This is a genomic window from Nocardia sp. NBC_00403 (genome assembly GCF_036046055.1).
Classification (GTDB): Bacteria; Actinomycetota; Actinomycetes; order Mycobacteriales; family Mycobacteriaceae; genus Nocardia.
In genome coordinates, this window is sequence record NZ_CP107939.1 from 2,646,650 (window position 1) to 2,669,822 (window position 23,173).

Genomic DNA, 23,173 nt, shown 5'->3' on the forward strand with positions numbered 1-23,173 from the left:
CTACGCGGGTGGTCACGGCTTTCGGGTGCGCATCGCTTCGAGTAGTCGGCGCAGTGCCGCGGTCGTGTCGGCCAGGGCGCTGGGGTCGTCGGTGCTCGCCAGCCACAGCGCGGCTTCGTTCATGGCACCGGACAGCAGGTGGGTGAGGGGTGCTATCGGCTGTGGTGTGAGTACGCCGTCGTCGATGAGCAGGGCCAGCGCTTGGGCGAGGTGCCGGGCGGAGGCGGCCTCGTCCATCGCGCGCCATTCGTGCCAGCCGAGTACGGCGGGACCGTCGATCAGCATGATGCGTTGGATCTCCGGGGCGGTGCAGGTGGTCAGGAAGGTCTCGCAGCCGACCATCAGCTGCGTCCAGGGGTCAGTGTGGGCTTCCGCGGCCGCCGCGACTCGTTCGCCGACCTCGTGCTGTAGCTGTTCGAGCACCGCGCGGAACAGTTCGGCCTTGCCTGCGAAGTTGTGGTAAAGCGCACCCTTGGTCACTCCGGTAGCCGCCACGATCTCCGATAGGCCAACGGCACCATAGCCTTTCGTCGCAAACAAGCGCCGGCTCTCGCGGAGCAGCGCGCTGCGCGTCTCTTCGCGCTGCTGGGTCCGCATGGTGCTCGGCATTGCTGTCCTCTCGTTGACATACCGATGGTATGTCGACTAGCTTAACTCGCATACCAACGGTATGTGAAAGGCGAGAACATGGAACTGAGCAGCCTCTACCCCGTCATCGGCACTGATCGGCTCACCGAAACCCGCGACTTCTACACCAAGTGGCTCGGCTTCGAGATCACCTTCGAGGCCGACTGGTATCTCAGCCTGCGCCGGCCGGGCACGGTGAACTACGAGCTCGCGCTGCTCGACTACACCCACGAGACCGTGCCTGCGGCCTACCGCAAGCCAGTGCGGGGTCTGCTGCTGAACTTCGAGGTCGTCGACGTCGACGCCGAGTGGGAGCGGATGGTGGTGCAGGGTGGCATCGAAGCCGAGCTGGAAATCCGCACCGAGGACTTCGGGCAGCGGCACTTCATCGTGGCCGATCCCAGCGGTGTGCTGATCGATATGATCACCGTGATCCCGCCGTCGCAGGAATACGCCGAGCAGTTCAGCGACGAGTACATTGCCGAGAAGTTCACCGCATGATCACTGCGCCGGTGCGCAGTGACCCGGGCCGCCCTGACAGTCGAGCGCGCGATTGTTCGGTAGGGTTCGCCTGGTGAAGGCACTTCGTCGATTCACCGTCCGTGCCCATCTGCCCGACCGTCTGGCGGCCCTGGGCGAACTGTCCACGAACCTGCGCTGGTCATGGCATTGGCCTACCCAGGACCTGTTCGCCGAGCTCGATCCCGAGCTGTGGCGCGAGGTCGGACGCGATCCGGTGCGGATGCTGGGGGAGGTACCCGCGGCGCGGCTGGACGAGCTCGCTGCCGACGCGGACTACACCGGGCGGGTCGACGCCACGGCCGCGGATCTGCGCGACTACCTGACGCGGCCCGGCCGGTTCCAACGGCAGACCGACGCGCCCGCCGTGCGCGGCATCGCCTACTTCTCCATGGAATTCGGTGTTACCGAGGTGCTTCCGAACTATTCCGGCGGCCTCGGCATCCTCGCTGGTGATCACCTGAAAGCCGCATCCGATCTCGGCCTGCCGCTGATCGGCGTCGGATTGCTGTATCGGTCCGGCTACTTCCGGCAATCGCTGACCGGCGACGGCTGGCAGACCGAGCACTATCCGGCGCTGGACCCGCAGGGCCTCCCGCTGCGCCTGCTGACCACCGACGATGGTCGAGCGAAGCCGGGGCGGTCGGATTCGGCGCCGGTGCTCGTGCACGTGGCAATGCCCGATCGGCGAGTGCTGCGGGCACGGGTGTGGATCGCACAGGTCGGGCGGGTGCCGTTGCTGCTGCTGGATTCCGATATCGCCGAGAACGATCCGGAGCTGCGAGCGGTCACCGACCGGCTCTACGGCGGCGACCAGGACCACCGCATCAAGCAGGAGATTCTGGCAGGCATCGGCGGTGTGCGCGCGGTGCGCGCCTACACCGCCGCGACCGGGCTGCCGGATCCCGACGTATTCCACATGAACGAGGGGCACGCCGGTTTCCTCGGTGTCGAGCGGATCCGCGAGTTCGTCTCGGCGGGAGTGGATTTCGATACCGCGCTGGCCGCGGTGCGGTCCGCAACGGTATTCACCACGCACACTCCGGTGCCCGCGGGCATCGACCGGTTCCCGATGCCGCTCGTGCGCAGGTACTTCGGCGGTGGCCACGGTGAATCCGAGTCCGCCATGCTGCCGGGACTGTCTGTCGACCGGATCGTGGCCCTCGGACGGGAGGCCGATCCGTCGGTCTTCAATATGGCGCACATGGGCTTGCGGATGGCTCAGCGCGCCAACGGTGTCTCCCAGCTGCACGGTGCGGTCAGCCGCGCGATGTTCGCGCCGCTGTGGCCGGGCTTCGACGCGGCCGAGGTGCCGATCGGTTCGGTCACCAACGGTGTGCACGCCCCGACCTGGGCCGCACGCGAATGGTTCGACAAGGCCCGCGAATACATCGGCCCCGAGCTGGTCGAAGAGGCGCGCGGCTGGGAGAAGCTGCGCGACGTCGACCTCGGCGAACTGTGGTCGACCCGTAACACCTTGCGCGCCACCCTTGTCGACGAGGTGCGCCGCCGAGTGCGCGCATCCTGGTTGGAGCGCGGCGCCGCGTCGGCCGAGTTGAGTTGGGTCGAGAGTGTTTTCGATCCGAATGTGCTGACCGTCGGTTTCGCCCGCCGGGTGCCGACCTACAAGCGGCTCACCCTGATGCTGCGCGACCCGGAGCGGTTGCGTGCGCTGCTGCTCGATCCCGAACGGCCGATGCAGCTGGTGGTCGCGGGCAAGAGCCATCCCGCCGACGACGGCGGCAAGGCGCTGATCCAGCAGGTGGTCCGCTTCGCCGACGATCCCGAGGTGCGCCACCGCATCGTCTTCCTGCCCGACTACGACATGTCGATGGCCCGCTACCTGTACTGGGGTTGCGATGTGTGGCTGAACAATCCGCTGCGGCCGCTGGAGGCGTGCGGCACCTCCGGCATGAAGTCCGCGCTCAACGGCGGACTCAACCTGTCCATTCGCGACGGCTGGTGGGACGAGATGTACGACGGCGAAAACGGTTGGGCCATTCCGACCGCCGACGGCGTCTCCGACGAGCACCGTCGCGACGATCTGGAGGCCGGTGCCCTCTACGACCTGTTCGAACGCACCGTCGCCCCGCGCTTCTACGACCGTGACCGCAACGACATGCCGGTGCGCTGGGTAGAGATGGTCAGGCACACATTGCAGACCCTCGGCCCGAAGGTATTGGCCTCACGCATGGTCCGTGACTATGCCGTCGAGTACTACGCTCCCGCCGCGGCCGCGGGCCTGCGGGCAAACGCCGACGAATTCGCCGCCGCTCGCGCGAGCGCCGACTATCGCCGCCGAGTGGAAGCCGCATGGCCCTCGGTCAAGGTGATCCAGGTCGACAGTGCGGGCCTGCCCGACACCCCGATCATCGGCGCGGAATTGTCCCTGGCCGCCCGCATCGACCTCGGTGGCCTCGGCACGTCCGACGTCACTGTTCAGGCCGTGCTCGGCCGGGTGTCGCCGACCGATGACCTGTCCGATGTCACCACGTTTCCGATGACCCACACCGGATCGGATTCCGGCGTCGAAATTTTCACCGTCGAAACTCCGGTGCCGCTGTCCGGCGCCGTCGGCTATACGGTGCGGGTGCTGCCCCACCATGAGCTGCTGGCCAGCGATGCCGAACTGGGGCTGGTCGCCGCGCCGAGCGCCTAGCGATTCCGGGCGCGTCGCGGTGCGAGAACGCCGGAGGTAACCCGAGGTCAGCGGGCTCGGGACGGGTGGGTGTTGCGGGCTGCGGGACGGCAATGGTGACGCTGCTCACGAAGTGGGCGGTCGGGACATCGACCGAGTTCTCTTGTTCAGTGAATTGTCGGCTACCGTGCCCTGGCACCCCCGTACCCATTTCCGACTGGAGAGCCCATGGTCACCGACGTTCTGACGCGCACCCGAGGACGCCTCGATGCGTACTTCGGCATCAGTTCGACCGGCTCGACCGTGAAGCGCGAATTGATGGCGGGCACGATCACGTTCCTGGCCATGTCCTATGTGCTCGCGGTGAACCCGTCGGTGCTCGGCGATGAGGGCGCGCTCGGTGACAAAGGCATTCCCATGCAGGCGGTATTCACCGCGACGGCCGTCGCCGCGGTGTTCGGCACGCTCGTCATGGGGATCTGGGCCAGATATCCGATCGCCCTCGCGCCCGGTATGGGGCTCAACGCATTCTTCGCGTACTCGGTGGTGCTCGGGATGGGGATTCCGTGGCAGGTGGCGCTGTCGGGGACCTTCCTGTCCGGCGTGATCTTCTTCGTGCTCGCGATCACCAAGGTGCGCGAACGCATCCTCAATGCCATTCCGATGCAGATGAAACTGGCCGTCGGGGCCGGCATCGGCATGTTCGTGGCGTTCCTCGGCTTGAAGAACGCCGGCATCGTGGTCAACAGCGAGGCGACGCTGGTCACCCTCGGTGATTTCACCAAAGGCACCACGCTGCTCGCGCTGTTCGGTCTCGTGGTGACCGTGGTGTTCCTTGTCATCGGCTGGCACGGCGCGGTGCTGTACGGCATCGTGCTCACAGCGCTGGTCGGCGTCATCAGCGGTCTGGTCGATCTGCCCGCCGGCGTGGTGTCGATGCCGAAGGGGCTGGAGCACACCTTCGGTCAGGCAATCATCCATCTGCCCGACGCGTTCACCGGACAGCTGGCCGTCGTCATTCTCACGATGTTGTTCGTCGATTTCTTCGATTGCTCCGGCACCTTGATCGGCGTAGCCAACCAGGCCGGGCTGCTCGACAAGGACGGCAAGCTGCCCCGGGCGGCAAGCGCGCTGGCCGCGGACTCGGTGGGCACCATGGCGGGCGCGGTCATCGGAACCTCCACAACCACCGCCTACGTCGAATCGACGGCGGGTGTCTCGGCGGGCGGGCGGACCGGCATGACCGCCGTGACCACCGCGGGATGGTTCTTGATCGCCATGTTCTGCTACCCGATCTTCGCGGTCGTCGCGGGCTCGGCCTCGATCACCGCGCCCGCGCTGATCGTGGTCGGCGTGCTGATGGCACGGGCACTCGGCGAGATCGACTGGAATCGGCTGGAGTACTCCGTCCCGGCCTTCATCACCGTCATCATGATGCCGCTGACCTACTCGATCGCGAACGGGCTGGCGATGGGGATGCTGTTCTACCCGATCGTCATGGTTGCCAAGGGGCGCGTCAAAGAGGTGCACCCGGCGATGTGGGCGCTGATGGTGATGTTCCTCGGATACTTCTTCTTCCTCGCGGAATAAGGCGGCGGTCTGGCCGGTTGGCCCCAATCGTGCGACAATCGGACCGCAGTCCACTTCGTCGCCGAGGCCAATGAAATGTTCTTTGGAATCGAATTGCAGGGATGAGGACCAGCATGACCACCAACAGCACGCCCGAGCGCGCTACCAGCGCAAACGATCCCGATACCTTCTCCGCCGACATCGGCCTGCTGTTGCTGCGGGTCGTCTTCGGCGGGCTGCTTGCCGCGCACGGCACTCAAAAGCTGTTCGGCTGGTTCAGCGGATACGGCTGGAGCAAGAACGCCGCTGTCTTCGATTCCATGGGCTACAACCCCGGCAAGCTCTTCGGCACCCTCGCCGGGCTCAGCGAGCTGACCGGCGGTCTGTTGCTGCTGCTGGGCCTGCTGACTCCGCTGGCAGCGGCCATCGTGCTCGGCACCATGATCAACGCCGTCAACACCACCTGGAGTGGCGGTCTGCTGACCGGCAAGGGCTACGAAACGGCCCTGCTGTTCGCCGTCGTCGGCGCGACCATCGCGTTCACGGGTCCGGGTAAGTTCTCGCTGGACAGCGGCCGTCCGTGGCAGCGGCAGGGCTTCGTCTGGGGCGCGGGCGCCGTGGTGCTGGCCGTGGCCGCGGCGGTGCTCACCCTGATCTTGAAGTGGGAGCTCTGATCTCGACGCGTTCGGTGCGGACGCACAATTGAATTCGTCGATGGTGGCGCGGTGACCGAGGGGTCGCCGCGCCACCGGTGTCTGTGATCGTCGTCATGTCACACTCGGGCAACTTGCATCGTCGTTGTAGTTGTTGCGGGACAACAGGTGACGATGAAGGAGACGACGATGACGATCGAGATCAGTAACCCGGCCGAACTGCACGACCCCACCGCGTTCGGCTACAGCCACGTGGCACGAGTGACGGGCGAGCTGGTTCTGATCGCCGGGCAATATGATTCCGACGCCGACGGGCACACCACCAGCGACGACTTCGCCGCTCAGGTCGACCGTGCCTTCGCCAATCTCGGCACCGCGTTGCGCTCGGCGGGCTTGGATTACGCCGAAGTGGCGCAGTTGCGGACGTTCATCGTCGACCACGATCTGGACAAGCTCGCCGTGCTGGGGAAGAAGATCGCCGAAATCTGGGGCGACAAGCCACCGGTACAGACGTTGGCGGGGGTTGCCGCGCTGGCGCTGCCCACGATGCTTTTCGAGGTGGACGCCGTCGCCGTGCGCGGCTGACGGCGGGCATGGATGGTTCACGACGCTCCCGCGACGGCAACCCCACCAGCCTGGGGCGGGCCAATCGCCCACTACGGTCGCATCTTCAAGACCCTGCACATCCTGCGGCTGGCCGACGACGAACCCTACCGGCGCGAGGCCAAGGCCCAGGACAATCTCCAGGAGGGCCGACACGACTTGGGCCGCACCGTCTTTCACGGCAAGAAGGGCGAGATCACCCGCGCCTATCTGGACGGTATGGAAGACCGGCTGTCGGCGCTCGGCCCAATTCGAACTGTGTGGTGCTGTGGAATTCGGTGTACCTGGACCGCGCGCTCGACGAGCTGCGCGCCCAGGACTATCCGGTGCGCGACGAGGACGCCGTCCGCCTATCGGCGTTCAGCCGCAAACACATCCGGCTCGAAGGCCGCTACAGCTTTCACCTCCCAGACCTCGGGGGCAGCCATCGGCCGCTACGAGAGCCCGACGGCCCGGACGAGGACGACTGAACCTGCCTATGCCTTCCCCGTTCTACAACGAGATCGCTCACGAATTCACCCATGTTGCGTCCGGGCTCGTCGACACCTTCAGCAAAGCCACCGATGACCTGGCCGGGCGCAGCAGAATCGGTCCGCAACTGAGCGACGGGGTCAACGAGTTGGTCGACGGCGACCTCCGAGGCTACAGCCAGGTCGAAGGAGCGGCATCGCAACCCGCCCATCCGTGGGCAACGCGCACACCTGCCGGCATGTGGCGAGAGGACCCCATCGCTGAACGGGCCGAGAACCTCGGCACCCACGAATTCGAGCAGAACACGCGTCGCGAGGTAGAGAATTCCTCGATTACAGATCCGGAGCAGCCGAAGGCGCCCGGGGTGGGGAGTGGCCGCCGATTCGAAATATCTCCGGAAGAGGCCCAGGAATTGTACGACCAGGTCCGGGATCGGGAATCGGACTTCGCCGGGACCGGCAACAGGATAAATATGGTTGACACGGGCTCAGGCCCAGCGGTGGTCAGATCCAAAAAAGAACAACCGACCGTGACTTTCTTGAAGAAATGGATGCCTGAGAACACGGCCATCGAATACGCACGTGAGCGCGGCGTGAGAACACCTGAGATTCTCTATGCCGGAGTGGACTCGTCTACTGGCACGGAGTTCACCATCATGCAGTATATTCCCGGTGAAACCCGGACTTTCGATGATCCAGATCTGCTGAATTGGCTACCTGATCTTTTGGATCAGGTGCAGTCGATGTCCTCGCACCCCACACCGGCAGGAATGGAAATGGACATTCCAGGGTGGCAGCAGCAGATGATCCAGCATGCCGACGACGCATATCACAACCTGCCACAGGATCAGCTGTCGAAGCTCCGCGAACTCGGGATCGGGCCGTTGTCGGAGCATGTTCAGCCGGACCATAGTCGTTCGGGCGAACCGGCTGTCTTTGCCCACAACGACCTTTACCCGCTCAACCTCCGGCTCGATGACCAAGGGAAATTGTGGATTTTGGATTGGGAAAATGCTGGACCCAGTGATCCACTCTGGAACGCAACGCTCTTCCTCGAGCGTATGACAAAGGGGGATGAGGCGACCCATGCTCAGGCCACTGCGATGTGGATCGAGCGGATTTCGTCTACGAATCCTGCCGTTGATAGCGAAGCAGCCCTTCGCATGTACGGCAAGGTCGAAGACTGGAGACAAGCAGTGCTGTACATTGACGAAATGTCGCGTAACGTTGCCGCGGACCCAAGCCGCCTCGAGATATGGGTCAACTGGTACCATAAGCGATTGTCTCGACATTCCGAACCTTGGCCTGACATTTCACTGGATGAATTGCGTGCAGTGTTCCGCAGATGGGCTGAATGAGCCTGAATGAGCAGACACCACCAGCGTCGCTTCATGGGTGCCCCGTCAGCGATGATCCCGTTGGGGGCGGATTTACATACGTTCCATCTGCGGGCTGTAGGTGACCTGAGCCGTACTCCCGCAGCGTTGCCAATCCTGTTTCGCTGTCACCGCGCCATATTTCGCGTCATCCCGCCGCTTGCGCGCGGGGTCGGTCTGGGCCTGCCCCGGATCAGCGCCGGACGGCCGCGAGTACCTGCCGAGGGGCCGCACCGAGGTGTGCCTACTCAACCGCATCAGCATCAGCATCGGCGTCGACGCCCCGTCCTCGGCGGCGTGCGTGAGCTTGGAATGACGGAGTTGATGCAGCGTGAACGGTCCGCGCGGGACGTCGCTGGTGTGGTGCTCGAACAACTCTGCCGCTCGCCGGTACGACAACCGCCCGCGCAGCGTCTTCGGGTCGATATCGTCCACGGCCACACCGGGTTTTGCCTTGCAGTCGGTCAGGAACACCGGCCCTTTCTTCCGCCCAGCCAGTAGTCGCGGCAGCAGCCGCGCAGCTCCGGTCTGCCATGCGACCACATCCCCGGCCCCGCCTTTGCGGGTCACCGCAGCGCATCGGTTCGCCATGTCCAGGTCCGGGATGTCGAGCAGCAGCACCTCGTCGGTGTGGGCCGCGGTCTCGTACAGCATCGTCCAGAGCACCCGCTCCCGCGGCGGCACATCCTTCGCCGGCAGCCGACCGACCTCATCGCGGGTCATCGCCCGCGAATGATCCGGCGGCACCAACCGAGCCAGCGGATCGCCGACCAGCCACTCCTGCTTGCGCCAGTACTCACACGCCCCACGCGGCGAGGCGAGGCGGGTGTTGAACGTCTGCGCCGACCGGCCGCCCCAGAAATTTCGTTGGATTTTCGGCGCGCTGCCGACCCGGGAAGTTCGTCACCAGATGTCAGCAGGCGCGTCACGGGATGTCAGTAGTGCGCGGCAGCGACCGAGTGCCCACGGATGCCGACCGACCCGTTAAACGTGACTTTTCACGTCACTGGACCCCACATGCCGAAACTTGCTGCGCCGCCGGAGCAGCCGAGGATTCGACCTTGTAGGTCGGTTTCGGTGAGCTCGAAAATTGCTGGGTATTCATCCAATGACCTTGCGCTGGACAGGAATTCACCGAGGGTGTCGAGATCGGACTGGTGAGTCATCCGGCACGGTCTCATGTTGGGGTGCTGTGCAGCAGGCGATTTGGGTTCAGCCGCGCGCGAAAAGTTGGTGTCCCCGCGCCGCGTGCAGGGCTTGGCGCGGGGACCGCCGATACATCCGTGTGGGAATTGGGATTCCATCGGAGTATCAACGCCCAATTTACTTCTGTCTGGAAGTAATCGCCCGCTTTGTGAGTGGCATCACAGTGACGTGGCGGTGAGTCGCTCCAGCGCCTTGGTCACCACATTCGGGTCCGAGGTTTCCCAGTACGGCGGCAGCGAAGCACGCAGGTAGCCGCCGTAGCGCGCGGTGGCCAAGCGGGAATCGAGGATGGCGACCACGCCGCGGTCGTCGACGCTGCGCAGTAGCCTGCCGGTGCCCTGGGCGAGCAGTAGCGCCGCATGGTTGGCGGCGACGGTCATGAAGCCGTTGCCGCCGCGTGACTCCACCGCGCGCTGTCGTGCCGTCAGCAGCGGATCGTCGGGCCGGGGGAACGGAATCCGATCCAAGATCACCAGGCTCAGCGACGGGCCCGGCACATCGACGCCCTGCCACAGCGACAGCGTGCCGAACAGTGAGGTCTCCGGATCGTCGGCGAACTTGCGCACCAGCGCGCCGGTCGAGTCGTCGCCTTGGCAGAGCACCGGTGTGTCGAGCCGCCCGCGCAGCGCCTCGGTGGCCGCTTTGGCGGCGCGCATGGAGGAGAACAAGCCGAGCGTGCGGCCGCCCGCGGCGCGGATCAGCCGCTCGATCTCATCGAGGTAGGCAGGCGCGAGTCCATCGCGACCGGGCGCGGGCAGATGCTTGGCGACATACAGGATGCCGGACTTGGCATGGTCGAACGGCGAGCCGACATCAAGTGAACTCCACCGGACCGTCTCCACATCCGACGGCGCGACGGCACCGTTCGCGGTGGCCGAATCCGTGCGGCTCCCCGACTGCGCGGGCAGGCCCCACGTGATCGCGAGGCCATCGAACGAACCGCCGATCTGCAATGTTGCCGAGGTCAAGACCACCGTCGCGGTGCCGAACAACCTGCTGCGCAGCAGGCCGCCCACCGAAAGCGGCGCCATCCGCAGTGTGCGCCGGACGACCCCGCGTATCTCGTCGGCAGCGAGCCAGATGACATCGCGCCTGCTCGCGGGATCGGGTTCGTCGAACGCCGTCAGCGCGCGTACCGCGCTGTCGTGCACCTCGTCGATCGCGGCGAGCGCTTGGGTGCGTGCGGCGGCGCTCTCCGGGTCACCCTGCGCAGACGTGCCGCCCTGTGGGGCCAGCGCGGTGCGCACGTTCCATGCCGCGTCGCGGACCAGGGCGAGCACCGGGGCGACACCATCGGGCAGCGCGTCCCACCGGGCGGCGGGCAGCTCGTCCAGGACGTTGTGCCAGGCCTCCGACGCGCCTTCGAGACGGTCGACCTCCTGTTCGTCGACGAGCTTGGCGCAGCGGCGCGCCGCCGCGCTGATGGCCGAGGGCGCCAGTTCCGCGGTGGCCACGCCGGTCACCCGGTCGACCAGCTCGTGCGCCTCGTCGATGACGACGACATCGTGTTCCGGCAGCACCTGGATGCCGCTGATCGCGTCGATGGCGAGCAGGGCGTGATTGGTCACCACCACATCGGCCTGCGCCGACTCCGCCCGCGCCCGTTCGGCGAAGCAGTCCTGCCCGAACGGGCAGCGCGACTTGCCGAGGCATTCCCGCGACGACACGCTGACCTGCCGCCAGGCGCGATCGGTCACGCCGGGTGCCAGTTCGTCGCGATCGCCGGTCTCGGTGTCGGAGGCCCACTCGTTGAGCCGCTGCACCTCCCGGCCGAGCCGGGAGATCGCGAACGCGTCGAACAGCTCTGCCTCGGCGGGCTCGTCCGGGATCACGCTATTGATCTTGTTCAAGCACAGATAGTTGTTGCGGCCCTTGAGGATTGCGAACTGGGCCGTGCGCCCGAGCGGCTTGCTCAGCGCCTCGGAAAGCCGTGGCAGGTCCCGGTCGACCAGCTGGCGCTGCAAGGCGATCGTCGCGGTCGACACCACGACCGTCCGTCCGGTCCGCACCGCGTGCCGCAGGCTCGGCACCAGGTATGCCAGCGACTTCCCGGTCCCGGTTCCCGCCTGCACGGCGAGATGTTCCTTGGTATCGATCGCGTGGTCCACCGCCGCGGCCATCGTCACCTGCCCGACCCGCTCTTTCCCACCGAGCGCCTGCACGGCAGTGGCCAAAAGGTCGGAGGTGGGCGGCAGTTCGGGCACGCGAGCAGCCTACTGGTTGGGACCGACAGGGATCACCGTCCATCGGGGTCGCCGGAGCCGGGCGCGGGCCCCGCCGCCACCGGTTCGGCGCGTCGTTCGGTAGGTCGGGCTACGTGGCGCCGGCTGTGGTCACTCGACGACGGTGCCCTCGAGCCCGCCGCGCGCATGCGGTCGATCGCTGATCCGCTCGGCGACCGCGAGTGATCCGCCCTCACAGAAGTCGTTCTACACGTCGACGATGATCAACGCTCGGGACATGTCGACCTCCCTTTCCCCCGGATGTGAACGCCTGGGCTACCGCGTGCGGATTACATTGTGCCGCCTGATCGAACGGGCGGGCCGGGCACAGGAGGGTCACGTGAGCAGTACCGTCAGAGTTTCGATCGCCGTGTTCATCGGCTATCTGGTTTACCTTGTCGCCGCATTGCTGGTCGGCATCCGCCCCGATGACGTGGGCGACTGGATAAAGCTCCTGGTCAAGGGATTTCTTGTCGCGACATTTGCGGTGGCGACCGTCGAATGGGTCACCAAGCGCCGCGCTCGGGCGTCCGAGCCCCGCCGCTGATCAGCTCACGAATGTCGTCGGAATCGCCGGGTCGCCGTCGGACAGCTTCAGGCCCTCCCACGGCAGGCTGACCAGCCCGCGCGACACCAGTTTGCGGCTGTCGGCGAGCACCGGCAGACCATCGACCGCCTTGCCGCCGCGCACCAGCGGAACCAGCAGCTCGCGGGCCTCGAATCCGTTCGTGGCCGGTGCGGTGCCCGCGGCCGGGTAGATGATCTCTTCGACGATGGTGCCGGTGTGCCGCGCCAGCCGGATCGCTTTCTTGGTGCCGCCGCGCGACTGCTTGTGGCTGCTGCGCTTGGCCACCGGCAGGCCGTCTACCTCGACCAGCTTGTAGACCATGCCTGCCGTCGGCGCGCCGGAACCGGTGACCAGCGAGGTGCCGACGCCGTAGACATCGACCGGCTCGGCCCGTAGCGCGGCGATGGCGTACTCGTCGAGATCGCCGGACACCACGATGCGGGTGTTGGTGGCGCCGAGGCCGTCGAGCTGATCGCGCACCTGTCCGGCCAGGACGCCGAGATCACCGGAATCGATGCGCACGCCACCCAACTCGGGGCCGGCGACCTCGATGGCGGTCGCGACGCCCGCCGTGATGTCGAAGGTGTCCACCAGCAGCGTCGTCCCGACACCGAGCGCGTCGATCTGACTGCGGAACGCGGCCGCCTCGTGTGCGCCGTCGGCAGCGCTGTGCAGCAGGGTGAACGCGTGCGCACTGGTGCCCGCGCCCGGCACACCGAAGCTGCGCACCGCCTCCAGATTCGAGGTGGCGTCGAAGCCCGCAAGATAGGCGGCTCGTGAGCTGGCGGGTGCGGCCAGCTCGTGGGCGCGCCGCGAGCCCATCTCGATCATCCGACGCCCGCCTGCGGCGCTCACCATGCGGGCGGCAGCCGAGGCGATGGCGCTGTCGTGGTTGAGGATCGAGAGCGCGAGCGTCTCCAGCAGGACGCATTCCGCGAAGCTGCCACGCACCGAAAGAATCGGTGAGCCAGGGAAATACAGATCGCCCTCGGCGTAGCCGTCGATATCGCCGGTGAATGTGTAATCGCGCAGCCACTCGATGGTCGCGGCGTCCGAGAAGCCCGCGATGGTCGCCAGTTCCGGTTCGCCGAATCGGAAGTGCGCCAGCGCCTCCAGCAGCCTGCCGGTGCCCGCGACGACACCGTAGCGCCTGCCGTGCGGCAACCGCCTGGCGAACACCTCGAAGGTGCAGCGCCGGTGCGCGGAACCGTCGGCGAGCGCGGCGGCGAGCATGGTCAGTTCGTACTGGTCGGTCAACAGTGCGGTGCTGCCGACGCCGTCGCGGATGTCCACGAAGCCACTCTAGACAGCGGTGGCGGGCATGATAGGCCGGTGTGGTCGGGATGTCTCCCGAACGTCGAAACGATCGTGGACGGGTGTTGTGATTTCGGGGTCGAGTCGTACCCTGAGTGTTATGGGCTTGTGCGAAGCGAACGCGGCACTGTCGGCGGCACAGGCGACTCCGGAGGCGGTCGAGTACACCGAGATTCTGGAGGCCGAGGACCGTCCGTGGGTCACGGTCGTCTGGGACGACCCGGTCAACCTGATGCATTACGTCACCTACATCTTCCAGAAGCTGTTCGGCTACACCAAGGCGAAGGCCACCGAACTGATGCTTCAGGTGCACAACGAGGGCAAGGCAGTGGTGTCCTCGGGCTCGCGGGACAAGATGGAACAGGACGTCAGAAGACTGCACGCCGCGGGACTCTGGGCGACCATGCAACGGGACGACTGACCAATACGACTACGCTGACGTCAGTGCGGAAGTGGAGCCGAAAGAACTCACTGAGCGGCCTCAAATTGCGCTCCGAGATGGACGCGCGTGAGGCGAGCGTGTTGCGTTCCCTGGTCGGCTCGGTCTCCGGGCTGCTGACCGAACGGGCCAATTCGGCCCCCGAAGACGATCTCGCCGCACTGACCGGGCTGCGTACCGGCAATTCGAGTCCGCCCGATGACCCTCGGCTGCACCGCCTGCTACCGGACTTCCACCGCAGTGAACCCGGTTCCCCCGACGCCGATCGCGCCGATCTCAACAGCGCGCTGCGCGGCCTGCACGAGCCGGAGATCATCGACGCCAAACTGGCCGCGGGCTCGGTGGTGCTGAACACGGTGCCCGCGGACGGCGGCCGAATCCTGCTGACCCCGGAACAGGCCGACGCGTGGTTGATCGCGCTCACCGATGTACGACTCGCCCTCGGCGCGGTGCTCGGCATCGATGCCGATACGCCCGATCATCTGGAAGCCGACGACCCGCGCGGCCCACATCTCGATGTGTACCACTGGCTGACCTGGATGCAGGATTCGCTGCTGCAGGCACTCGCTCCGTAACCCCGTCCGGCCGAGGGATGTCACCACTTCGCCGCAACGGAGACGATTCCGTGACCGACAGCCAGGAGGTGTTGTTATGAACGGCCGACCCGGACAACGTAATTCGATCACCGATGTGCCCGGGCTGCTGGTGGGGCACCATCACGAGCTCGATCCGGACGCGACGCTCGGCTCCGGTGCGGCGACCGGCTGCACCGTGGTCCGCGCGCCGGACGGTGCGACCGCTGCCGTCGATGTGCGCGGTGGCGGGCCCGGCACCCGGGAGACCGATCTGCTCGACCCGGCAAACACTGTGCGACAGGTGAATTCGATCCTGCTCTCCGGCGGCAGCGCCTACGGCCTCGCGGCCGCCGACGGCGTGATGCGCTGGCTGGAGGAGAACGGCGACGGCATCCCGATGGATCCTGCCGACCCGAGCCGGGTGGTGCCCATCGTGCCCGGTGCGGTGATCTTCGATCTTCCGGTGGGGGACTGGGGGATTCGGCCCACCGCCGAGTTCGGGTACCTGGCCTCGGATGCCGCCGCGGTCGAGTTCGAGCGCGGTACGGTCGGTGCGGGTGTCGGCGCGCGGGCCGGATCGATCAAGGGCGGCGTCGGCACCGCGAGTGTGGTGCTCGACACGGGCGTGACGGTTGCCGCGCTCATCGTGGCCAATCCGGTCGGCTCGGTGTTCGATCCCCGCACCGGTTTGCCGTGGGGGACCGGGACCGATGGTCCCGAATACTTCGGGCTGCGCCCCGCCGACCCCGAGGCGCTGGCAAGGGCTAACGCGCTCGCGGTCAAAGGCACCGTCCTCAATACGACCATCGGCGTCGTTGCCACCGATGCGCCGCTGGATCCGGCGGGCTGCCGCCGGATGGCGGCCACCGCGCACGACGGTATCGCCCGCGCGATCCGCCCGGCGCATTCCCCGCTGGACGGCGACACCTTGTTCGCGTTGGCCACCGGAACCGCGCGACCGGCGACCTTCCCGCTGCCGCCCGCGTTTCCGCAGGACCTGCTGGTGCTCGACGAAGTGTGCACGGCCGCCGCGGTCTGCGTGGAACGCGCGATCGTGGACGCCATCCTGGCCGCCCGATCCATCGCCGGGATTCCCGCATACTCCGACCTGTTCGCAGCCGCCGGGGAATAGCCGAATATTCTGGCTCGTTGTCGAGTGCGATAGGTCGGCGACTGCTACGCCGAATTTGCGGAAGGGTTTGACTCGTGCTGGTGATCAGGGCCGACCTTGTCGAGGCGATGGTGGCGCATGCCCGCGCCGATCACCCGGACGAGGCCTGCGGCGTCATCTCGGGGCCGGAAGGCTCCGACCGGCCGGAGCGATTCCTGGCCATGGTCAACGCCGAGCGCTCGCCGACCTTCTATCGGTTCGACTCCGGTGAGCAGCTGAAGGTGTGGCGCGAGATGGACAGTGCCGACGAGGAGCCGGTGGTGATCTATCACTCGCACACCGCGACCGAGGCCTACCCCAGCCGCACCGATGTGTCCTACGCGTCCGAGCCGAATGCGCACTACGTGCTGATCTCCACCCGCGATCCCGAGCAGCACGAGTTGCGCAGCTACCGGATTCTCGACGGCGAGGTCACCGAGGAGCCCGTGCAGATCGTCGACGCCTACGCCCCCGCCTAGCCCCTTCCCCTTATTTGTCGAAATCGAGGAGTCCCCATGTCGGTAACCGTGTCCATCCCGACGATCATGCGTGGCCTGACCGGCGGTGAGAAGCGGGTCGAGGCCAATGGCGCCACATTGTCCGCACTGATCGCCGATCTGGAGACCAACCACCCCGGCCTGGCCGAGCGGCTGCTCAAGGACGGCAAACTGAACCGCTACGTCAACATCTACGTCGACGACGAGGACGTGCGCTTCTCCGGTGGCCTCGCGGCCGAGGTGCCCGCGGATGCCTCGGTGACCATCCTGCCTGCCGTCGCGGGCGGCTGAGCGACCCCGTGGCGCGCTATGAATCGCTGATCGCGACGCTGGGTAACACCCCGCTGGTCGGACTGCGCAACCTGTCTCCGCGGTGGGACGGCGAGAACCCGGTGCGGTTGTGGGCCAAGCTGGAGGATCGCAATCCGACGGGGTCGATCAAGGATCGCCCCGCCCTGCGGATGATCGAGCAGGCCGAGGCCGACGGTCTGCTGACGCCGGGCTGCACGATTCTGGAGCCGACCAGCGGCAATACCGGGATCTCGCTGGCGATGGCAGCCAAGCTCAAGGGCTACCGGCTGGTCTGCGTGATGCCGGAGAACACCTCGGTGGAGCGGCGTCAGCTGCTGACCATGTTCGGTGCGCAGATCATCGATTCCCCGGCCGCCGGTGGCTCGAATCAGGCGGTGGCCAAGGCCAAGCGGATCGCGGCCGAGAATCCGGACTGGGTGATGCTCTACCAGTACGGCAACCCCGCCAACGCGCTGGCGCACTATGAGACGACCGGCCCGGAGATCCTGGCCGATCTGCCGGAGATCACCCATTTCGTCGCCGGGCTCGGCACCACCGGAACCCTGATGGGGACCGGGCGTTTTCTCCGCGAGCAGGTGCCCGATATCGAGATCGTCGCCGCGGAGCCGCGCTACGGCGAACTCGTCTACGGACTGCGCAATATCGACGAGGGCTTCATCCCGGAGCTCTACGACGAGTCCGTGCTGACCTCCCGGTTCTCGGTCGGCCCGTTCGACGCGGTCAAGCGCACCCGCGAATTGGTCCTGGAGGAGGGCATTTTCGCGGGCATCTCGACCGGCGCGATTCTGCACGCCGCGCTCGGGGTCGCGCGCAAGGTCCTCAAGGCAGGCGGCCGCGCGGACATTGCTTTCGTGGTGGCCGACGGCGGCTGGAAGTACCTCTCGACCGGTGCTTACGACGGCACGCTCGAAGAGGCGGAGCAACGCCTCGAAGGCCAACTCTGGGCCTGACTCGCCGTCGCGTCGACCAGGGGCTTTCGGTCTTGCCTACCGCTTGGTGGCGATATGCACCGGTACTCTCGAAGAGGCGGGGCACCGGCTCGCGATCGGACCTTCGCGACCGCGATGCCTTGCTCGACGAGGAGGTTGCGATGACCGGCGGTGCGGGAATCGGATCGTCGTTCGATCCGGATCGGATTGCCGCGCTGCGCGCGCAGCTGGGTAACCCGGTGGGCTCGACTCCACCGAGCGCGCCGCTGCCGGGATCGCCTGCGCCGAGCCCGGCCGAGACCTCCGGCAACCTCGGGGTGGTCAAACAGCTCTGGCTGCGCGCCGGAGTTCTGATATCCGGATTCGTCGTGCTGCTGTACGGCATCGAGGGTGTCGATCAACTCGACGACACCCAGCTCGATCGCGCGGGCATCGAGCCGCGCACCGCGGACGGCCTGTGGGGCATCCTGTGGGCTCCCGTCCTGCACGGCGGCTGGGACCATCTGATCGGCAACACCCTGCCGGTGCTGGTGCTGGGCTTCCTGACGCTGCTCGCGGGGATCGGGCGTGGGCTGGCCGCCACCGCGGTCATCTGGGTCGTGGCCGGGATCGGAACCTGGCTCACCGGAGCAAGCGGATCGGTGCATCTCGGTGCGTCCGCCCTGGTTTTCGGCTGGTTGACCTTCCTGATCTCGCGCGGCTGGTTCGCCCGCAGTATCGCGCAAATCGTGGTCGGACTCGTCGTTTTGGCCGTGTACGGGTCGCTGTTGTGGGGCGTATTACCCGGACAACCTGGAATCTCTTGGCAGGGACATCTTTTCGGGGCGATGGGTGGAGTGCTGGCGGGCTGGGTACTCTCTGGTGATGAACGTCGACACCGTCGCGGGGATCGAGCCGGAGTCAGTGCGTCGCCACGGTGAGCGTGCGGCGCGTCGGGAAATGTGGGGGATCCTTCCTTGAGCGAGAATTCGTCGTGGCAGCATGGGGGAATGCGCCTTACCGTCCTCGGGTGCTCGGGCAGCGTGTCCGGCCCGGACGCCCCTGCGTCGGGGTACCTGCTGAGCGGCCCCGATATGCGGCCGGTGGTGATCGATTTCGGACCCGGCGTGCTCGGCGCATTGCAGCGCCACGCCGATCCCGGTGAGGTCGATATCTTCCTGACCCACCTGCACGCGGATCATTGCCTCGATCTGCCCGGACTGCTGGTGTGGCGGCGCTACCATCCGACGCCACCGGTGGGGAAGGCGATCGTGCGCGGTCCTTCCGACAGCGCGTTGCGCATCGGCAATGCCTCCGCGGAGATCGGCGGGGAATGCGACGACTGGTCGGATGTCATCGATCATCGGGCCTGGGGTGAAGGCGAGGCGGTCGAGTTCGGGCCAGGACATACGGTGACGGCGCGGCGGATGTACCACCCGCCGGAGTCCTATGGGCTGCGGATCGTCACCGCCGCCGGCCGGACCTTCGTCTATACCGGTGACACCGCGATGTGCGGGGCTGTTCAGGAACTGGCCCAGGACGCCGACATTCTGATGGCCGAGGCCTCGTGGACGCACGATCCGGCGAATCGGCCTCCCGGGATTCACCTTTCGGGCACCGAGGCGGGCATGATCGCGGCCCAGGCCGGGGTGAAAGAGCTGCTGCTCACCCATATCCCGCCGTGGACCTCCCGTGAGGACGTCATCGCCGAGGCGAAGGCGCAATTCTCCGGCCCGGTGCATGCGGTCGCACCCGGGGAAACCTTCGACATCTGACCGTACGTCCAACGCCCGGATTCCCCCTCCGGCCCAACCACTGCGGAGCGAGTCTTACGAGCGACCGCGCGCAGCCGGCACCCACACAACCGATACAGCGCACCAAAGTCGCGAGCTTCCCCACCAACGCACCCACCACGGAGCGAGTCTTACGAGCGACCGCGCGCAGCTGGCACCCACACAACCGATACAGCGCACCAAAGTCGCGAGCTTCCCCACCAAAGCACCCACCACGGAGCGAGTCTTACGAGCGACCGCGCGCAGCTGGCACCCACACAACCGATACAGCGCACCAAAGTCGCGAGCTTCCCCACCAAAGCACCCACCACGGAGCGAGTCTTACGAGCGACCGCGCGCAGCTGGCACCCACACAACCGATACAGCGCACCAAAGTCGCGAGCTTCCCCACCAAAGCACCCACCACGGAGCGAGTCTTACGAGCGACCGTTCGCGGCCGGCTCGCGTCCGAGTGGCCGAAGCGCATGCGACGAAGTCGCGAGTCTCGGCCGCTCGGACGCGAGCCTTCGGGGCCGCGAACACGCAGTGCCGCAGGCGCTGCAAATCAAACACAGTAGGCTGGGCCCGTGTCGAGACGAGCCGATGGCAGGGCGGACGATCAACTCCGCGAGGTACGGATCACCCGTGGATTCACCGCACACCCAGCCGGTTCGGTGCTGGTGGAGTTCGGGCAGACCCGCGTGATGTGCACCGCGAGTGTCACCGACGGTGTGCCGCCGTGGCGGCGCGACTCCGGCCTCGGTTGGCTGACCGCCGAATACGCGATGCTGCCCGCGGCCACTCACACCCGCAGCGGGCGGGAATCGGTCAAGGGCAAGGTCGGCGGCCGCACGCAGGAGATCAGCCGGCTGATCGGTCGATCGCTGCGTGCTTGCATCGACCTCGCGGCTATCGGTGAGAACACCATCGCCCTCGACTGTGATGTGCTGCAGGCCGATGGCGGTACCAGGACTGCCGCCATCACCGGCGCGTACGTGGCGCTCTCGGATGCGGTCACCTATCTGGCCGCTGCAGGCAGACTCAACGATCCGCAGCCGATCTCGTGTGCGATCGCCGCGGTGAGCGTCGGCGTCGTGGACGGCCGGGTACGCCTGGACCTGCCCTACGAAGAGGATTCGCGCGCTGAGGTCGACATGAACGTGGTCGCCACCGACACCGGCACCCTGGTGGAAATCCAGGGCACCGGCGAGGGCGCGACGTTCCCGCGCTCCACCCTGGACAAGATGCTCGACTCGGCGCTCGCCGGTTGCGAGCAGCTGTTCGCCGTGCAGAAAGAGGCGCTGGCGCTGCCCTATCCTGGCGTGCTGCCCGAGCCGACCGAGTCCAAGAAGAAGTAATGACTCGACGCGTTCTGGTTGCCAGCCGTAATGCCAAGAAGCTGAACGAGCTGCGGCGCATCCTCGACGACGCCGGTGTCGCGGGCATCGAGATCGTCGGGCTCGACGATGTGCCCGCTTACGACGAGGCGCCCGAGACCGGCGCGACGTTCGAGGAGAACGCGCTGGCGAAGGCGCGCGACGGTGCCGTGGCTACCGGATTGGCTTGTGTCGCAGATGATTCCGGTATCGCGGTGGATGCGTTGAACGGGATGCCCGGCGTGCTGTCGGCGCGCTGGTCCGGTGGCCACGGCGAGGACGCGGCCAACAATGAGCTATTGCTTGCTCAACTCGGCGATGTGCCCGACGAGCGGCGTGGTGCGCAGTTCGTCTCCGCATGCGCGTTGGTGGTTCCCGGTGGGAGCGAGATCGTGGTTCGCGGCGAATGGCCCGGCTCGATCGCGCGCAAATCCGTCGGCGACGGCGGTTTCGGCTACGACCCGCTGTTCGTTCCCGCGGGTGGGGTCGGCACCGCCGCGCAGCTCACGCCCGAGCAGAAGAACGCGGTCTCGCATCGTGGGCGCGCATTGGCCCAGTTGGTTCCCGCGCTCGCCGCGCTCGCGGACTGATTCGCCCGCGGGTCAGAGGTTGAAGTCCGCCTTGACCTTCTTGGCGTTGACATGCTCGACGAAGAAGGACAGCAGCGGGACGGTGCCCGCGATCAGGGTGCCGACGGTGCGCAGCAGCGGCCAGCGGACCTTGACCGCGAGGTCGGCGGTGACCAGCAGGTAGGCGAAATACACCCAGCCGTGCACGACGGCGATCCAACTCGGGGTGTGCACGTCGAAGCCGTATTTGGCGATGATTTCGCCGGTCAGCAGCAACAACCAGAGACCGGTGACCCACGCGAGCACCCGATAACGCAGCAGCGCGCCCGTGATCTTGCCGATGTTCGTCGGGGCGCCGGCGGCCGCCGGCGCGCTTTCGGTCAGGGTGGGCTCGGTCGAGTTCTCGCTGGTGGTCAACCGGCGCTCCTCTCGGTATCGCGGGCACGCAGGCCCGCCTCGCGGACGTGCTGGTCGATGTCATTGGCGTGTAGCTCGGCGAGATACCTGTTGTACTCGGCGAGCACTGGGTCTTCGTCGCGAACGGCCTTCGGCCGTTCCGGCAGCAACCCTTCCGGAATCTCTCGTGGCGCAACGGGTTTCGGGGCCCGCTTCGGCTTTGCAGGCGCCTGCTCCGCATGGTCTCCGGTCTCGGCTTCGCGTTCCAGGCGCACGAAACGGAAGTAGGCGAACACCGCGAATCCGGCGAACAGCGGCCACTGCAGCGCATAACCGAGGTTCTGGCCGGTGCCGCTCGCGGACTCGAACCGCTGCCACTGCCACCAGCCGAGGGCCAGACAGCCGAGGGCAGCAACGATCACCAGCGCAATAAGGGCTGGGCGATTGTGTGCCGAGCGGCGAGGTGGAGCGGACACGGCTACCACGGTACCCGTCTACTACACGACACGTAGGAGGCAGGTCCACTCGTGGACGTCACACCAAGGTGTGAGAAACGCACACCCTCGGAGGGTGGAGGCCAGTACTGGGGTTCCTGTCGAAATGAGGCTCCGGCGACGAGATTTATAGGCATACCGAAGACGCCACGGACCAAGATTTTCGAGAGAGAGACGAACATGACCACGCTGATCGAATCGCCTGCTGAAACAGTTGTCCAGCTGCGGCCGAGCGCTGTGTCCGCGCATGCCGTGAACGATCCGACCGCCGTCGCCGTGTCCGCCGCCGACTGCGAGCTCACCTATCGTGAGCTCGACCTCTGGTCGAACCGTCTGGCCCGGCTGCTGCTTGCCCGCGGCGCAGGCCCTGGTGTCCGCGTCGCGGTGGCCGTCACCCCCGCGGTCGAGGCCACCGTGACCGAGTGGGCCATCGCCAAGACCGGCGCAGTCGCCGTCGCGGTCGCTCCCGGAACGGCCGTCCACGGCGCCACCCTCGGTGTGACGACCAAGGCGCTGCGCGGCGAGCTCGCCGATTCGCTCAACTGGCTCATGCTCGACGACCGCTCGACCCTGGTGCATTACATGACCGGTTCCGACGCGCCCATTACCGACGCGGACCGCGGCATCGTGCTCGAGATCGCTTGATCCGACTTGTCACCTACGGGCGGATCTCGGCTTCCACGCCGGGATCCGCCCGGCTTCTCGCCATCAGGATTTCGCTATTCAACGCTGTGAGCTGGGGAAACGAGGCGCTTCGCCGATAGCCCTCGCCAGCTGGGATAGGGGAGGGCACCGACAACTCATGCCCGATGGTGCCGAGATCACCAACATTCCGAAGACGCCACCTGTCGACACCATCGAGGGGAAAATAGCGATGTGCAAGCCGGTCGAATCATCCGTATCAGCAGTCGTTTCGATGT

Annotated in this window: 26 protein-coding genes and 1 pseudogene; 20 read left to right on the forward strand and 7 right to left on the reverse strand. The window is 66.5% G+C overall.

The annotated features are described in order from the left end of the window. Nucleotides 1–12 precede the first annotated feature (12 nt). Nucleotides 13–609 (reverse strand): TetR/AcrR family transcriptional regulator, encoded by a 597-nt coding sequence (locus tag OHQ90_RS11625; RefSeq protein WP_328409912.1) that lies wholly within the window; start codon nt 607–609, stop codon nt 13–15. Between the two features lie 78 nt (nt 610–687). On the opposite strand from OHQ90_RS11625, the gene OHQ90_RS11630 reads away from it, so the two are divergent. From OHQ90_RS11630 to OHQ90_RS11665, 8 genes and pseudogenes are all read left to right on the forward strand, one after another. After that, entirely contained in the window at nt 688–1,128 is a 441-nt protein-coding gene (locus tag OHQ90_RS11630; RefSeq protein WP_328409914.1) for a VOC family protein, read from the forward strand. A gap of 73 nt (nt 1,129–1,201) precedes the next feature. Further along, on the forward strand, nt 1,202–3,805 hold the full coding sequence (glgP, locus tag OHQ90_RS11635) for an alpha-glucan family phosphorylase (protein ID WP_328409917.1): 2,604 nt from the start codon (nt 1,202–1,204) through the stop codon (nt 3,803–3,805). Nucleotides 3,806–4,012: 207 nt separating this feature from the next. Continuing rightward, nucleotides 4,013–5,374, forward strand: coding sequence for an NCS2 family permease (locus OHQ90_RS11640; protein WP_328409919.1), 1,362 nt, complete (start codon nt 4,013–4,015; stop codon nt 5,372–5,374). A gap of 113 nt (nt 5,375–5,487) precedes the next feature. Continuing rightward, nucleotides 5,488–6,027, forward strand: coding sequence for a DoxX family protein (locus OHQ90_RS11645; RefSeq protein ID WP_328409921.1), 540 nt, complete (start codon nt 5,488–5,490; stop codon nt 6,025–6,027). 168 nt (nt 6,028–6,195) lie between these two features. Further along, entirely contained in the window at nt 6,196–6,591 is a 396-nt protein-coding gene (locus OHQ90_RS11650; RefSeq protein ID WP_328409923.1) for a RidA family protein, read from the forward strand. Between the two features lie 12 nt (nt 6,592–6,603). After that, a pseudogene (locus OHQ90_RS11655) lies at nt 6,604–6,795 on the forward strand (Tn3 family transposase); the annotation flags it as partial. 74 nt (nt 6,796–6,869) lie between these two features. After that, on the forward strand, nt 6,870–7,079 hold the full coding sequence (locus OHQ90_RS11660) for a Tn3 family transposase (protein ID WP_328409925.1): 210 nt from the start codon (nt 6,870–6,872) through the stop codon (nt 7,077–7,079). 8 nt (nt 7,080–7,087) lie between these two features. Continuing rightward, on the forward strand, nt 7,088–8,437 hold the full coding sequence (locus OHQ90_RS11665) for a phosphotransferase (protein ID WP_328409927.1): 1,350 nt from the start codon (nt 7,088–7,090) through the stop codon (nt 8,435–8,437). 72 nt (nt 8,438–8,509) lie between these two features. Here OHQ90_RS11665 and OHQ90_RS11670 read toward each other — a convergent pair whose 3' ends face one another. The 3 genes from OHQ90_RS11670 to OHQ90_RS11680 form a co-directional block, all read right to left on the reverse strand. Next, nucleotides 8,510–9,178, reverse strand: a complete 669-nt coding sequence (locus OHQ90_RS11670) for a site-specific integrase (RefSeq protein WP_328409929.1) — start codon at nt 9,176–9,178, stop codon at nt 8,510–8,512. Between the two features lie 275 nt (nt 9,179–9,453). Next, the gene (locus tag OHQ90_RS11675; RefSeq protein ID WP_328409931.1) at nt 9,454–9,621 is read right to left on the reverse strand and encodes a hypothetical protein; all 168 of its coding nucleotides are present in this window, start codon (nt 9,619–9,621) and stop codon (nt 9,454–9,456) included. Between the two features lie 198 nt (nt 9,622–9,819). After that, nucleotides 9,820–11,865 carry an ATP-dependent DNA helicase gene (locus OHQ90_RS11680; RefSeq protein WP_328409933.1) on the reverse strand — a complete coding sequence of 682 codons (2,046 nt, stop codon included), beginning with the start codon at nt 11,863–11,865 and terminating at the stop codon, nt 9,820–9,822. 358 nt (nt 11,866–12,223) lie between these two features. Here OHQ90_RS11680 and OHQ90_RS11685 point away from each other — a divergent pair, with 358 nt between their 5' ends. Then, on the forward strand, nt 12,224–12,430 hold the full coding sequence (locus OHQ90_RS11685; protein ID WP_328409935.1) for a hypothetical protein: 207 nt from the start codon (nt 12,224–12,226) through the stop codon (nt 12,428–12,430). Here the strand turns inward: OHQ90_RS11685 and OHQ90_RS11690 are convergent, their stop codons facing one another. Then, entirely contained in the window at nt 12,431–13,744 is a 1,314-nt protein-coding gene (locus tag OHQ90_RS11690; protein ID WP_328409937.1) for a nicotinate phosphoribosyltransferase, read from the reverse strand. A gap of 121 nt (nt 13,745–13,865) precedes the next feature. Between OHQ90_RS11690 and clpS the strand changes: the two genes are divergently transcribed. The 10 genes from clpS to rdgB all read left to right on the forward strand — a co-directional run bounded on the left by clpS (nt 13,866) and on the right by rdgB (nt 21,384). Then, complete coding sequence (clpS, locus tag OHQ90_RS11695) at nt 13,866–14,186, forward strand: ATP-dependent Clp protease adapter ClpS (RefSeq protein ID WP_328409939.1); 321 nt, start codon at nt 13,866–13,868, stop codon at nt 14,184–14,186. Between the two features lie 23 nt (nt 14,187–14,209). Next, nucleotides 14,210–14,779, forward strand: coding sequence for an oxidative stress transcriptional regulator AosR (gene aosR, locus OHQ90_RS11700; protein WP_328409941.1), 570 nt, complete (start codon nt 14,210–14,212; stop codon nt 14,777–14,779). Between the two features lie 76 nt (nt 14,780–14,855). After that, complete coding sequence (locus tag OHQ90_RS11705) at nt 14,856–15,911, forward strand: P1 family peptidase (protein ID WP_328409943.1); 1,056 nt, start codon at nt 14,856–14,858, stop codon at nt 15,909–15,911. 74 nt (nt 15,912–15,985) lie between these two features. Beyond that, the gene (locus OHQ90_RS11710) at nt 15,986–16,408 is read left to right on the forward strand and encodes a M67 family metallopeptidase (RefSeq protein WP_328409945.1); all 423 of its coding nucleotides are present in this window, start codon (nt 15,986–15,988) and stop codon (nt 16,406–16,408) included. A 36-nt stretch (nt 16,409–16,444) separates the two neighbouring features. Then, nucleotides 16,445–16,717: a MoaD/ThiS family protein gene (locus tag OHQ90_RS11715; RefSeq protein WP_328409947.1), complete on the forward strand. Its 273-nt coding sequence runs from the start codon at nt 16,445–16,447 to the stop codon at nt 16,715–16,717. An 8-nt stretch (nt 16,718–16,725) separates the two neighbouring features. Further along, nucleotides 16,726–17,688: a PLP-dependent cysteine synthase family protein gene (locus OHQ90_RS11720; RefSeq protein ID WP_328409949.1), complete on the forward strand. Its 963-nt coding sequence runs from the start codon at nt 16,726–16,728 to the stop codon at nt 17,686–17,688. 140 nt (nt 17,689–17,828) lie between these two features. Continuing rightward, a complete protein-coding gene (locus OHQ90_RS11725) occupies nt 17,829–18,587 on the forward strand; it encodes a rhomboid family intramembrane serine protease (protein WP_328409951.1) in 759 nt (252 codons plus the stop codon). A 69-nt stretch (nt 18,588–18,656) separates the two neighbouring features. After that, nucleotides 18,657–19,421, forward strand: a complete 765-nt coding sequence (locus OHQ90_RS11730) for a cyclic nucleotide-degrading phosphodiesterase (protein WP_328409953.1) — start codon at nt 18,657–18,659, stop codon at nt 19,419–19,421. Nucleotides 19,422–20,005: 584 nt separating this feature from the next. Continuing rightward, nucleotides 20,006–20,776 carry a ribonuclease PH gene (gene rph, locus OHQ90_RS11735; protein WP_328409955.1) on the forward strand — a complete coding sequence of 257 codons (771 nt, stop codon included), beginning with the start codon at nt 20,006–20,008 and terminating at the stop codon, nt 20,774–20,776. Next, nucleotides 20,776–21,384, forward strand: a complete 609-nt coding sequence (gene rdgB, locus OHQ90_RS11740) for an RdgB/HAM1 family non-canonical purine NTP pyrophosphatase (protein ID WP_328409957.1) — start codon at nt 20,776–20,778, stop codon at nt 21,382–21,384. The genes rph and rdgB overlap by 1 nt, the downstream gene beginning before the upstream one ends. Before the next feature lie 12 nt (nt 21,385–21,396). Here rdgB and OHQ90_RS11745 read toward each other — a convergent pair whose 3' ends face one another. Together OHQ90_RS11745 and OHQ90_RS11750 are read right to left on the reverse strand one after the other, a co-directional pair. Beyond that, nucleotides 21,397–21,747 (reverse strand): DUF3817 domain-containing protein, encoded by a 351-nt coding sequence (locus OHQ90_RS11745; protein WP_328412777.1) that lies wholly within the window; start codon nt 21,745–21,747, stop codon nt 21,397–21,399. A gap of 29 nt (nt 21,748–21,776) precedes the next feature. Next, nucleotides 21,777–22,235 carry a transcriptional regulator gene (locus OHQ90_RS11750; RefSeq protein ID WP_328409959.1) on the reverse strand — a complete coding sequence of 153 codons (459 nt, stop codon included), beginning with the start codon at nt 22,233–22,235 and terminating at the stop codon, nt 21,777–21,779. Nucleotides 22,236–22,433: 198 nt separating this feature from the next. On the opposite strand from OHQ90_RS11750, the gene OHQ90_RS11755 reads away from it, so the two are divergent. Next, nucleotides 22,434–22,898, forward strand: a complete 465-nt coding sequence (locus OHQ90_RS11755; protein WP_328409961.1) for an AMP-binding protein — start codon at nt 22,434–22,436, stop codon at nt 22,896–22,898. The last annotated feature ends 275 nt before the right edge of the window (nt 22,899–23,173 follow it).

Coding starts and splice junctions, on each gene's coding strand:
- OHQ90_RS11640 (WP_328409919.1), top strand. CDS start 4,013: ATGGTCACCGACGTTCTGACGCGCACCCGAGGACGCCTCGATGCGTAC.
- OHQ90_RS11670 (WP_328409929.1), bottom strand. CDS start 9,178: ATGACCCGCGATGAGGTCGGTCGGCTGCCGGCGAAGGATGTGCCGCCG.
- OHQ90_RS11715 (WP_328409947.1), top strand. CDS start 16,445: ATGTCGGTAACCGTGTCCATCCCGACGATCATGCGTGGCCTGACCGGC.
- OHQ90_RS11665 (WP_328409927.1), top strand. CDS start 7,088: ATGCCTTCCCCGTTCTACAACGAGATCGCTCACGAATTCACCCATGTT.
- OHQ90_RS11630 (WP_328409914.1), top strand. CDS start 688: ATGGAACTGAGCAGCCTCTACCCCGTCATCGGCACTGATCGGCTCACC.
- OHQ90_RS11755 (WP_328409961.1), top strand. CDS start 22,434: ATGACCACGCTGATCGAATCGCCTGCTGAAACAGTTGTCCAGCTGCGG.
- OHQ90_RS11705 (WP_328409943.1), top strand. CDS start 14,856: ATGAACGGCCGACCCGGACAACGTAATTCGATCACCGATGTGCCCGGG.
- OHQ90_RS11650 (WP_328409923.1), top strand. CDS start 6,196: ATGACGATCGAGATCAGTAACCCGGCCGAACTGCACGACCCCACCGCG.
- OHQ90_RS11645 (WP_328409921.1), top strand. CDS start 5,488: ATGACCACCAACAGCACGCCCGAGCGCGCTACCAGCGCAAACGATCCC.
- OHQ90_RS11725 (WP_328409951.1), top strand. CDS start 17,829: ATGACCGGCGGTGCGGGAATCGGATCGTCGTTCGATCCGGATCGGATT.
- OHQ90_RS11730 (WP_328409953.1), top strand. CDS start 18,657: ATGCGCCTTACCGTCCTCGGGTGCTCGGGCAGCGTGTCCGGCCCGGAC.
- OHQ90_RS11625 (WP_328409912.1), bottom strand. CDS start 609: ATGCCGAGCACCATGCGGACCCAGCAGCGCGAAGAGACGCGCAGCGCG.
- OHQ90_RS11675 (WP_328409931.1), bottom strand. CDS start 9,621: ATGACTCACCAGTCCGATCTCGACACCCTCGGTGAATTCCTGTCCAGC.
- clpS (WP_328409939.1), top strand. CDS start 13,866: ATGGGCTTGTGCGAAGCGAACGCGGCACTGTCGGCGGCACAGGCGACT.
- rdgB (WP_328409957.1), top strand. CDS start 20,776: ATGACTCGACGCGTTCTGGTTGCCAGCCGTAATGCCAAGAAGCTGAAC.